At 62.6% G+C, this 11,195-nt stretch carries 9 protein-coding genes and 2 tRNA genes; 1 reads left to right on the forward strand and 10 read right to left on the reverse strand.

Going from position 1 to position 11,195, the window contains the following annotated elements:
- Window positions 1-13: 13 nt before the first annotated feature.
- The 7 genes from Q4P21_RS14735 to Q4P21_RS14765 form a co-directional block, all read right to left on the reverse strand.
- A tRNA-Glu gene (locus tag Q4P21_RS14735) sits at window positions 14-86 on the reverse strand.
- 91 nt (window positions 87-177) lie between these two features.
- A tRNA-Gln gene (locus Q4P21_RS14740) sits at window positions 178-249 on the reverse strand.
- Between the two features lie 110 nt (window positions 250-359).
- Entirely contained in the window at window positions 360-1,175 is an 816-nt protein-coding gene (locus tag Q4P21_RS14745) for an HAD family hydrolase (protein ID WP_303389491.1), read from the reverse strand.
- Window positions 1,176-1,179: 4 nt separating this feature from the next.
- Window positions 1,180-2,688, reverse strand: coding sequence for a glutamate--tRNA ligase (gltX, locus tag Q4P21_RS14750; RefSeq protein ID WP_303389492.1), 1,509 nt, complete (start codon window positions 2,686-2,688; stop codon window positions 1,180-1,182).
- Window positions 2,689-2,764: 76 nt separating this feature from the next.
- Complete coding sequence (locus Q4P21_RS14755) at window positions 2,765-4,195, reverse strand: amino acid permease (RefSeq protein WP_303389498.1); 1,431 nt, start codon at window positions 4,193-4,195, stop codon at window positions 2,765-2,767.
- 170 nt (window positions 4,196-4,365) lie between these two features.
- Entirely contained in the window at window positions 4,366-5,142 is a 777-nt protein-coding gene (locus Q4P21_RS14760; protein ID WP_303389493.1) for a fumarylacetoacetate hydrolase family protein, read from the reverse strand.
- 44 nt (window positions 5,143-5,186) lie between these two features.
- Window positions 5,187-6,020, reverse strand: coding sequence for a formate/nitrite transporter family protein (locus tag Q4P21_RS14765; RefSeq protein ID WP_303389494.1), 834 nt, complete (start codon window positions 6,018-6,020; stop codon window positions 5,187-5,189).
- Window positions 6,021-6,267: 247 nt separating this feature from the next.
- Here Q4P21_RS14765 and Q4P21_RS14770 point away from each other — a divergent pair, with 247 nt between their 5' ends.
- Entirely contained in the window at window positions 6,268-7,308 is a 1,041-nt protein-coding gene (locus Q4P21_RS14770) for a mechanosensitive ion channel family protein (protein ID WP_303389495.1), read from the forward strand.
- 59 nt (window positions 7,309-7,367) lie between these two features.
- On the opposite strand, the gene Q4P21_RS14775 is transcribed toward Q4P21_RS14770, so the two are convergent.
- From Q4P21_RS14775 to Q4P21_RS14785, 3 genes are all read right to left on the reverse strand, one after another.
- Window positions 7,368-8,480 carry a branched-chain amino acid aminotransferase gene (locus Q4P21_RS14775; protein WP_303389496.1) on the reverse strand — a complete coding sequence of 371 codons (1,113 nt, stop codon included), beginning with the start codon at window positions 8,478-8,480 and terminating at the stop codon, window positions 7,368-7,370.
- Between the two features lie 143 nt (window positions 8,481-8,623).
- On the reverse strand, window positions 8,624-9,679 hold the full coding sequence (locus tag Q4P21_RS14780) for a 3-isopropylmalate dehydrogenase (RefSeq protein ID WP_303389499.1): 1,056 nt from the start codon (window positions 9,677-9,679) through the stop codon (window positions 8,624-8,626).
- Window positions 9,680-9,750: 71 nt separating this feature from the next.
- Window positions 9,751-11,115: a deoxyribodipyrimidine photo-lyase gene (locus tag Q4P21_RS14785; protein ID WP_303389497.1), complete on the reverse strand. Its 1,365-nt coding sequence runs from the start codon at window positions 11,113-11,115 to the stop codon at window positions 9,751-9,753.
- Window positions 11,116-11,195: the final 80 nt, after the last annotated feature.

The following is an 11,195-nucleotide window of genomic DNA, read 5'->3' on the forward strand; positions in this document are numbered from 1 at the left end:
CCGGTCTTGCTTGTGACCCCAGCGGGATTCGAACCCGCGTTACCGCCGTGAGAGGGCAGCGTACTAGGCCGCTATACGATGGGGCCCTAATACCTTCACTTTTTTGCTCAGTGAACTTCAGGAATACTACCTGAAATTTGCTGTTCACGCCAAGTAAAAAGGCGGCTTTTACAAGCGCTGGGATACCAGGACTCGAACCTAGAATGTCGGTACCAGAAACCGATGTGTTGCCAATTACACCATATCCCAATGGCTGCGTTCTGCCGTGAAATCCGCGGGTTTCCCCGGTTCTTCTGCGGCCCTCGCGCCGGGATAAAACTATACCCGAGAGATTGCTGAACGCCAAAACGAGAATGCCATTATTTGCTGAGTCGTGCGTCACAGGCCCGGGGCGGGTTTGAAAGTCCCGCCAACTCACCCATTTGGGCCAGGGAACTGATGATCCGTACGGCCTGTGCACAGGCCGTGTCGTCTGCCGGAACAGCGGGCATTGCCTTGTTTTCCCTGTTCAGCCACACCCCGTGCAGACCCGCCTTGACTGAGCCCACGCCGTCGATCAGGAAGTTGTCCCCCACGTACAGGGTTTCCGACGGCGCAGTCCCCAGTTGGCGACAGCCCTCCAGGAAGATTTCCGGGCGCGGCTTGGCGGCCTTCACCGTGTCAATGCCAACGAGCATTCCGATTCGTTGAAGACCGGCATGGTCAAGCTTGGCGCGCTGGTAGTCGTGGACGTTGTTGGTGACGGCGCCGTAGGGAATACCGGCCGCGTCCAACGCGTCAAGGAGCGGCACCACGTCATTAAAAGCACGGATGTAGCGTGGCTGCGCCTCCTCAAAATCGCTGATCCACCGCAGCTCGGCCGCTGCATCGAAAACCGTGAAGCCCAGTTGTTCAAAAACGGCACGCGCACGCAGCCCCCGCTGCTGGCCAAAAGTGAATTCACCCATCACGTAGCGGTCGTAGTAGTCGTTGGGATCAGCCATATACAGTGCGGCGAAATTGTCCCACTGCGCCGAGGTGCAGTCAGGCAGCAGGTGGGTCCCCGCAAACACCATGGCATCCCTCATGGCCTGTACCAGATCCACCAGGGTTTCATCGATGTCAAACAAAACACCCCCAACCCGTCCCGGAAAAGGGGGCAGGCTGGGGGTGTTCAGTGTAGCTTTTTCAGACACTGGTTCAGGCCGATTGTCCGCGGAAGGCCTGCAGGCGGGCCAGTGAGGACTCCTTGCCCAGAATCACCATGGATTCAAAGAGCGGCGGCGAAATGCGCCGGCCGGACAAGGCCGTGCGCACCGGGCCGAACGCGAGGCGCGGCTTCACGCCCAAGCCCTCGACAAGGGCCGTCTTCAACGCAGTCTGGATTGCCTCCGCGCTCCAGTCCTCCAGCGGTTCCAGTGCCGCCAGAGCGGCATCCAGTACCTCGCCAAGGTTCTCCGGCAGGCCCTTGCGCGCATCGTCGGCGACGTCAACGGCGTCGTCCTTCTTGAAAAGGAACGCCAGCATCTCGGGCGCCTCGCCCAACAACGTGATGCGTTCCTGGACCAGCGGGGCGGCCTCGGCAAGGATTTCCTCCTCGCGGGCACTGAGGGTCTCCCCCACTACGCCGGCTGCCTGCAGGTACGGGACCAGGCGGTTGCGGAAGTCGGTGGGCTCGAGCATGCGCACGTGGGTGCCGTTGATGGCCTCGGCCTTCTTGATGTCGAAGCGGGCCGGGTTGGCAAGGACGTCGTGAACGTCGAAGTTCTCCACCAGCTGCGCCACGGTGAAAATGTCCTCGTCAGCGGAGAGCGACCAGCCCAGCAGCGACAAATAGTTCAGCAGGCCCTCGGGGATGAAGCCGCGGTCGCGGTGCAGGAACAGGCTGGACTCGGGGTCGCGCTTGGAGAGCTTCTTGTTGCCGGCGCCCATCACGTAGGGCAGGTGGCCGAACAGCGGCATGTACTCGGCGACGCCAATTTCGTACAGTGCCCGGTACAGGGCCACCTGGCGGGGTGTGGAGGAAAGCAGGTCCTCGCCGCGCAGCACATGGGTGACGCCCATCAGGGCATCGTCGACGGGGTTGACGAGCGTGTACAGCGGCGCGCCGTTGGGGCGGACGATTGCGTAGTCCGGGACTGATCCTGCCTTGAAGGTGATCTCGCCCCGGACCAAATCTGTGAACGTGATGTCCGTCTCGGGCATACGCAGGCGCAGTGCGGGCTCGCGCCCCTCCGCCTTGAAAGCGGCAATCTGCTCTGCGCTGAGATCGCGGTCAAAGTTGTCGTATCCAAGCTTAACGTCCCGCCCGGCCGCCTTGTGACGATCTTCGACTTCTGCGGGTGTGGAATACGACTCATAGGCGTGGCCGCCGGCAACAAGCTTGGCGATGACGTCCTGGTAGATGTCCCCACGCTGTGACTGGCGATATGGTTCGTGCGGCCCGCCAACCTCCACGCCCTCATCCCAGGTGATGCCCAGCCACTTCAGCCCGTCCAGGAGCTGGAGGTAGCTTTCCTCGCTGTCACGCTTGGCATCGGTGTCTTCGATGCGGAAGATCAACGTGCCGTTCGTGTGCCGGGCGTAAGCCCAGTTGAACAAGGCGGTGCGGATGAGGCCTACGTGCGGCGTTCCGGTCGGCGAGGGGCAAAAACGCACCCGGACGGGGGTTTCGGCGGTGACAGTGGGTATCTGGGCAGAAATAGTCATGATGGTTCCAGTTTAGACGCCCGACGGCGTGATCCGCACGAACCGCCGTGGGTCACGGACAACACCGCCCGTCGGCCTAGCTGAACAGCTCGTTTTTCGGTTCGTTGTGCTTCACGAACTGCCACCCGAACCACAGCACCAGTGCCAGCACCGGGATGGTGCAAAGCGTCCACAATCCCAGCAGGTACACCCCGCCGTCCGGTTTGGCCAGGGTGTCGAATCCGATCAGCACCGTGATGAGGAGCAGTGCCCCCAGGCCGATCCAGCTTGTCCACGGCGAACCGGGCATGGGCAACTTGGAGACCTTGCCTTTCTTGTGCCGCAGCATGATCTGGCACGCAAAAATGGAAGCCCACGTGAAGATCACGCCTATGGATGCGGTGTTCAACGCCAGGTCAAAGGCATACGAGCCGCCAAAGACAACGTTGGCCAGCACGCCCACAAGGTAGACGGCGGCAATGCTCAGCACGGCTGCGTAAGGCACATGGCGGGAGGACATCCGCGTCAACCATTGCGGCGCATGCCCGTTGTTGGCCATGGTGCGGAAGATCCGGCCAATCGAGTAGAGCCCCGAATTGCAGGAGGACAGGGCCGCCGTGATCACCACGAAGTTCATGACCGAGCCCACCCAGTCCAGGCCCATGGTGGCAAACACGGTGACGAACGGGCTCTCCCCGGACTTGTAGTGGTCGCTGGGCATGATCATGGCCAGCAGCGTCACCGAACCGACGTAGAACACCACAATGCGAAGTACGACGGCGCGGATCGCCTTGGGCACTTCGCGTTCCGGATTCTGCATCTCACCGGCGGTGATGCCCACCAATTCGATGGCGTTGTAGGCGAAGATGACGGCGTTCAGTACCAGAATCATCACCAGCCCGCCCTTGGGGAACATGCCGCCGTCGGCGTGGAACAGGTTTCCCACTGCCGCGTGGCTGTCACCCACAGCAGCGTTCGTGGCCACCATGAACGTGCCCACCACGAGGAAGAGCACAATGGCCGCGACCTTCAGGCAGGAGGCCCAGAATTCAAACTCACCGAAAGCCTTCACGCTGAGCAAGTTGACGCCCACCAGCAGCACAAGGGCGCACAGCGCACTGATCTCGACCGGCACGCCGGGGAAGAAGAACTGGAAATACAGGCCGATGGCGATTAGCTCCGCCACGCCCGTCATGGCCCAGTTGATGAAGTACATCCACCCGGACAGGAAAGCGCCCTTCTTGCCGAACAACTCCCCCGCGTACGAGACAAACGAGCCCGACGTCTGCCGGTACATGACCAACTCGCCTAGCGCCCGCATGAGCAGGTACGCGATGACCCCGGCAATGGCGTAGGAGAAAATCAGTGCCGGGCCGGTGGAGGCAAGCCGCCCTCCCGCACCCATGAAAAGTCCGACGCCGATGGCCCCGCCCATGGCAATCATGGTGACGTGGCGCTGGCTCAGGGTCCGCTGGTAGCCCTCGTCGGTAATGCTGCCAGGTGCAGGCAGGCGTGAGTCAGTGTCCATGACGTCGTGTGACACTCAGGAGTCCTTAGGTCGGGGTGGGTCCCTCTAGGAAATCCCCCGCCATTTCGCGGTTTAGCACCGCACGGAGGAGAAAGGACTGCTCGATTCTACTCCTCCGTGCTTGGTCACGCTGCCGGATCAGTGCTGTGCAGCACTGCGTTCCACCGGTGTCAGCGGCGGACCACCGGGTTGGAGAGGCGTCCAATACCCTCGATTTCAACGTCGAAGCGGTCCCCGGCCTGCAGGAGGTCGACTCCGGCGGGTGTACCTGTCATGATGACATCTCCCGGGAGCAGCGTGAAGGCATGGGAGACGATCGAGACGAGTTCGCGGACGCTGCGGACCATCTGGTTGCTGCTGCCGTCCTGGCGAATTTCGCCGTTGAGCCAGCCTTTGATGGAGACGTCGTCGGGGTCAAGTTCGGTTTCGATCCACGGGCCCAGCGGTGCCGAGGTGTCGAAGCCCTTTGCGCGGGCCCACTGACCGTCGCCGGCCTGGACGTCGCGGGCAGTGAGATCGTTGCCGCAGGTATAGCCGAAGATGACCTCGTCCACGCGTTCTTCCGGAACGTCCTTGCAGATGCGTCCGATGACCACACACAGCTCGGCCTCGTAGGAGACCTCTTCCGAGAATTCAGGCAGCACGATCGGTTCGCCCGGACCAATGACGGAGGTGTTGGGCTTCAAGAACAGCAACGGGTTCTCCGGCACTTCGTTGCCCAGTTCGCGGGCGTGGTCGGCAAAGTTGCGGCCCACGCCGATGACCTTGCTGCGCGGGATGATCGGGGCAACCAGGCGCACGTCCGCCAATGGATATTTGATGGTGGTGGGTTCCACGCCGTTGAAGAAGGGATCGCCCTTGATGACAGTGACAACTTCACTGCCGGCCTCCCCCGTCACAACGCCGTACATCGGGTCATTATCAGCAACAAATCGGGCTATACGCATGCAGCAAAGCCTACGGGAAAATTCGACTGAAAACCTGTGCCACGCTAACTGGCCCCTCCCGTGCGGGCGCCGTCTTCTTCGCGACGCTCCTTGATGAGTTCCATCGAGCGCACCAGGCGAAGGGCCGTGACAAGAACCACCCCGCCGATGACATTGAACACCACCGCGTACCAGAACCAGCCCAGCCACTGAAGATAGCCAAACGACGCCCCGGCATGGATTGCACCAAAGATCAACAAGGAATCCAGTACAGAATGGAACAGCGGCAGGCCGGCCAAAAGGAACCCGCCGCCCATGGCTGCGACAATCTTTGCGGGCACCGAATCCGTGCCATGCTGCATGCGGGTCATGAGCGTAATGGTGCTGCCGCCCAGAATCGCCAAGGCTGCGGTTTGGACTGACAAGGGAGCCAAGGCAAATTGTGTCCCCGATTCAATGATGGTTTCCCGCCATTGCGGGAACGCCTGCACCACAAGCCACATGAAGATCCATCCGCCCACCAGGTTGCTGGCCAGTGTCCCGCCCCAGAGCTTGAACAGCAGCCTCAGCTTGGCCTGTTTGGCAGCCACTGCAGCGAGAGGGACCAGGAAACCTTCGGTGAAAAGTTCACTTTTGGCCAGCAGCAGGGCTACGAAGCCGATGCCAAACGCCAGCCCGCCCAGCAACTTGCTGCCCGTGGCATGTTCCACGGCGAGGTAGCCCATGACGCCCAGGCCCACTTCGATGCCGCCAAAGAAGCCTGTCACCAACACCGAGGGCCAGGTCCTGTGCAGCCGCTGGGCGCCTTCGTCCACGATCCTGTCAAAGGCGGTTTCCAGTTCTTCCTCCACCGCGGCATCGTTGTCACCCAACTCGCGGCGACGGGCCTCATCATCCATGCTTCCTCCAGCCTTTTGGTCCTACCAGGGCGAGGCGGCCTTCACTGGTACTGCCCAGTGGTACTGCCTTCGCGATCAAGTCTTTTGTGTGCATCGTATGTCAGGAAACCCGGCAACGGCGCCGTTGGTGGGAAGAAAGTTCCGCGGCCGCGTCGCAGGCTCCGTTGAACGCCTGGAACCGGGACGGCGCCCGGGCCCGGTTGGACAAACCCCCAGGGTCCTCTGTCACGATTGAGCAATGGCAGACTTGGAAATAATCATTAAACCCACCCTGGCAATTTTGGCGGCTATAGCTTCAGCACTGCTGCTCACCTTGGTTCTCCGGACCGCGGCCAACCGGATATTCCACAAGATTCCCGACTTCAGCCGCCGCTCAGCCCAGGCAAAATACCCTGTGTTCGGTGTACTGGTTTTAGTCGGCATACGCATGGCACTGGCGTACAGCCTGCCCAACCAGCCCTGGTTCGCGGCGGTTGACTTCGTTCTCATGCTGGGCTTCATTGCCGCACTGGTGTGGTTGGCCCTGGCCACGCTTGCCATCACCGAACGGCTGACCTTGCGCCATTTCCGCTCCCGTATCAAGGACAGCCGGAGGATGCGCAGGCTGACCACGCAAATCACCTTGGGGCGGCGCATCGTCGCGGCACTGCTCATCACCTTTGCGGTGGCAGGCCTGCTTCTGACCATCCCCGAGGTCCGCGCCCTGGGCACTGGCTTGCTCGCTTCAGCTGGGTTGATCTCGATCGTTGCCGGCTTGGCCGTGCAAAGCTCCCTCTCCAACGTCTTTGCCGGGGTTCAGCTCGCGTTCACCGATGCCATCAGGATCGACGACGTCGTCGTGGTGGAAAAGCTGTGGGGCACCATCGAGGAAATCACCATGACCTATGTGGTGGTGCGCGTGTGGGATGAACGGATGCTCATCCTGCCTTCGACGTACTTCACCACAACGCCGTTTGAGAACTGGACAAGGAACAGTCCCAAGATCAAGGGCAGCGTGGAACTCGACTTGGACTGGCACACCCCGGTGGCTGAACTCCGAGCCCACCTTGACGCTTTGCTGGCTGCGACCCCGCTCTGGGACGGGCGCACAGGAAAGCTTGAAGTGACGGACGCCGTGAACTCCCTCGTGCGTATCCGCATCGTGGTCAGCGCCAAGGACAGCGACGCGTTGTGGGACCTGCGCTGCCTTGTCAGGGAATCAATGATGGCCTACGTGCAAACCGCCCACAGCAGTTCGCTGCCGCGCCAGCGCTGGGAAATGATCGAAGCCGCCAACGCCGTCGTTTGATCGTGCCTGGCAGCTGACTCGGTCGGCGGCCAGGCACGATCACCGTGCTGCCAGTCGATCTATGCCAGGCGGGTCAGCCAGCCGTGCAGGTCCTCAACCGTGCCGGTCTGGATTCCCAGCAACTGCTCGCGAATGGCGGCAGTGACCGGCCCGATCCCGTGGGCCGGTGAGGCGATGACGCCGTCAGCCGTCTTCAGCTCGCCAATGGGCGTGATCACGGCAGCGGTGCCGCAGGCGAAGACCTCGGTGATGTCCCCGGCTGCCACGCCGTCACGCCATTCATCGATGGTGATCTTGCGTTCTTCAACCTTCAGGCCACGGTCGGCGGCTAGCTGCATGACCGAGGAACGCGTGATGCCGTGCAAAATGTGACCGTTGAGCTCCGGAGTGACCAGAGTTCCGTCCTTGAACACGAAGAAGATGTTCATGCCCCCGAGCTCTTCGACGGCGTTGTCGTTGAACGGGTCAAGGAACAAGACCTGCTTGCAACCTTGGGCTTCGGCTTCCATCTGTGCAGCCAGCGAGGCAGCGTAGTTGCCGCCGCATTTGGCCTCGCCCGTTCCGCCTGCACCCGCACGGGCATACGTGGTGGTGAGCCAGATGGAGACAGGCTTGAGCTCGCCGCCAAAGTAGTTCCCGGCCGGGGAGGCAATGACGCGGTAGGACACCTCGCGCGCCGGGCGTACCCCCAGGAACGCTTCGGTGGCGATCATGAACGGGCGCAGGTACAGGGCTTCGCCGTCTTGGGAGGGAACCCAATTCCTGTCGATGGACACCAGCTGGCGCAGCGATTCAAGGAACGTCGACTCCGGCAGCTCGGGCAGTGCCAGGCGGCGGGCTGAGCTGTTCAGGCGGGCGGCATTGGCCTCGGCACGGAACGTCCAGATCGAGCCGTCGGCGTGCCGGTACGCCTTCATTCCCTCGAAGATCTCCTGGCCGTAGTGCAGCACGGCGGCCGCGGGGTCCATGGCAATGGGTCCGTACGGCTCAACGCGCGCGTTGGACCATCCACCGTTGCCGTCGGCGTCGACCTTGAAATCCACCACGGCCGTGTGGTCCGTGAAGTAGTCGCCAAAGCCTGGGTTGGCCAAAATGGCATCACGCTCGGCGACGCTCTTGGGATTCTCGTTGGGCTGCAGCGAAAAGCTCAGCTCATTGGCGATCTGGGTCATGCTTCCTCCACATGGTTGGGCCCGCATGAGTGGGCGTTTTCGCGCCTTGGGCCGACCCCGTCATCCACTCACTTTTCAATACTGCCAAGCCTACTCCCACAGCTGCCGTCCCAGCAGCAGCCGCACAGCTACGGACGACGGCGTTACAGAGCTGCTGCGATGGCGTCGCCGACGGCACTGGTTGTCCTGGGGGACGACGCGTCTCGGGCGGCAACATCGGCAGCCACGGCAGCCTGCACCTTGGCCGCAGCTTCCGGGTAGCCCACATGGTCCAGCAGCAGCGCCGCGGACAGGATGGCCGCCGTCGGATCTGCTTTTTGCTGGCCGGCAATGTCCGGCGCCGAGCCGTGAACCGGCTCGAACATGGAAGGTGCCGTGCGGTCCATGTTGATGTTTCCGGATGCTGCCAGGCCGATGCCGCCGGTGACGGCTGCAGCGAGGTCCGTGATGATGTCGCCAAAGAGGTTGTCGGTGACAATGACGTCGAAGCGCGCAGGGTCGGTGACGAGGAAGATCATGGCCGCGTCGACGTGCAGGTAGTCCACGGAGACGTCGGGGAATTCTGCTGCCACCGCTTCAACCGTGCGCTTCCACAGGTGGCCTGCGTACACCAGCACATTGTGTTTGTGCACGTAGGTGAGCTTCTTGCGCGGGCGTTCGTTGGCGCGGCGGAAACCGTCGCGCACCAGGCGCTCAACGCCAAAGGCAGTGTTGACGGAGACTTCGGTGGCCACCTCGTGCACGGTGCCCTTGCGCAGCACGCCGCCGTTGCCCACATAGGGGCCCTCGGTGCCTTCACGGACCACCACGAAGTCGATGGTGCCGGGGTTCGCCAGCGGTGAGGCCACGCCGTCGTACAGGAAGGAGGGGCGCAGGTTGACGTAGTGGTCAAGGGCGAAGCGCAGCTTGAGCAGCATTTCTCGTTCGATCAAACCGGAGGGGATGCGGGTGTCTCCGGGTGCGGCGCCGACGGCACCGAACAGGATGGCGTCGTGGCTGCGCAGGGCCTCGATGGTGGAGTCCGGCAGCGTCTCCCCGGTGGTGAGCCAGTGTTCGGCGCCCAGGGCGTAGTCCGTCAGCTTCAGCTCTACGCCCTCCGAGGCCGTCACTTTCCGCAGGACCTTCACAGCCTCTGCGGTGACTTCGGGGCCAATGCCGTCGCCGGCGATAACTGCAATGTCGATTACTGCACTGTCCATGGATGCGCTCATGGCCTTAGCTTAACGAAACCATCCACATGATGGTCAAACGATCTCACAGTATGAGACTTCTATTTGATGGATGCGTAGGCGTCAAGTGCTGCGCGGCGCGTCTCCTGCAGGTCCACAATGGGTTCAGGATATCCGGGTTCCAGGACCTCCGGTACCCACCGCACCACGTAGCCAGCCGCCGGATCGAACTTTTTGGCCTGGGTGACGGGGTTGAAAATGCGGAAGAACGGTGACGCGTCGGCGCCTGATCCGGCCACCCACTGCCAGTTCGCGGGATTGGACGCGGCATCGGCATCCACCAGTGTGTCCCAAAACCATTGCTCCCCTGCCCGCCAGTCGATACCCAGGTTCTTGATCAGGAAACTGGCCGCAACCATTCTGACCCGGTTGTGCATGAATCCGGTGTGCCAGAGTTCCCGCTGCCCGGCGTCCACCAGCGGAATGCCGGTGGTACCGGTGCACCACGCTCTCCAGTGCGGGCTGCCGCCGTGCCTCGCCTCGGTCCCGAGCCAGGGGAAGTCGTCAAATTTCCGGCGTAGGTTGACGGTTGCCAAATCCGGGTGATGGTAGAGCTGGTGCCAGCAAAACTCACGCCAGCCCAGTTCGGAGGCAAAGATGCCCACGCCAGGCCCGGCATCGCTGCGGCGTTCCGCAAGCGCGTTCCACACTTGGAAGGGGCTGAGCTGGCCCCAGCGCAGGTAGGGCGAAATACGGCTGGTCCCGGCTTGGTCCGGACGGTCCCGCGCTTCTGAATAGTTGCCAACATTGCTGTCCAAGAACAGTCCCAGAGCCTCTCCTCCGGCGACCGCCGTGGGCTGCCAGCTTTCGCGCAGTCCCCCGGCCCAGTCGGGGTTCTCGGGCAGCAGTTCCCATGCTTCGAGCCTGTCGCTGTCCGGCAGGTCACCTGCGTGGCCACGTCCGACCTCGGGCGTGCCCAGGGGTGCCCTGAAGTCGCGCGCCGAAAGCGCCCGCCAAAACGGGGTGAACACCTGGTATGGGTTGCCGGCGCCTGTTCGCAGCGTCCATGGTTCGTGCAGAAGAGAGGCCTGGAAGCTCTCCGCATGGATCCCGTGCGTTCCGGCCCATTCCTTCACGGCCGCATCAACGCTGCGCTCGGGGCCGCCATAGCGCCGGTTCCAATACAGCGACCCGGCACCCAGCTCGACGCCGACTGCCGGAACAACTTCCGCTGCACTCCCCCGGCGCAGCAGCAGCGGGATGCCCAGCTTCACCAGCTCCGCCCGCAGATCGGCCAAGGCGTGGTGCAGCCACCACTTGGCGGCACCACCCAGGGGACGAATCCCTGCCGACTCTTCGTCCAGAACGTAGAGGGCAACAGCTGACCCTTCGGCGGCCGCGGCCAGCAGGGCCGGGTTGTCAGCAACGCGAAGGTCGTCGCGGAACCAGACTATGGAAGCCTGCATGGGCGGGGCCTTTCAATGGTGGTGGGGGAAACTCTTAGTGCGTTGGTTCAGCTGCCGTGGCCCGGTCAGCCGCCGTGGGC

Source organism: Arthrobacter sp. (assembly GCF_030540645.1).
In the GTDB taxonomy this organism is placed as follows: domain Bacteria; phylum Actinomycetota; class Actinomycetes; order Actinomycetales; family Micrococcaceae; genus Specibacter.

Excerpts from the sequence above, each read along its gene's own strand:
- Q4P21_RS14775 (WP_303389496.1), bottom strand. The coding sequence starts at position 8,480 with ATGACCCAGATCGCCAATGAGCTGAGCTTTTCGCTGCAGCCCAACGAG.
- Q4P21_RS14755 (WP_303389498.1), bottom strand. The coding sequence starts at position 4,195 with ATGGACACTGACTCACGCCTGCCTGCACCTGGCAGCATTACCGACGAG.
- Q4P21_RS14780 (WP_303389499.1), bottom strand. The coding sequence starts at position 9,679 with ATGGACAGTGCAGTAATCGACATTGCAGTTATCGCCGGCGACGGCATT.
- Q4P21_RS14760 (WP_303389493.1), bottom strand. The coding sequence starts at position 5,142 with ATGCGTATAGCCCGATTTGTTGCTGATAATGACCCGATGTACGGCGTT.
- gltX (WP_303389492.1), bottom strand. The coding sequence starts at position 2,688 with ATGACTATTTCTGCCCAGATACCCACTGTCACCGCCGAAACCCCCGTC.
- Q4P21_RS14765 (WP_303389494.1), bottom strand. The coding sequence starts at position 6,020 with ATGGATGATGAGGCCCGTCGCCGCGAGTTGGGTGACAACGATGCCGCG.
- Q4P21_RS14785 (WP_303389497.1), bottom strand. The coding sequence starts at position 11,115 with ATGCAGGCTTCCATAGTCTGGTTCCGCGACGACCTTCGCGTTGCTGAC.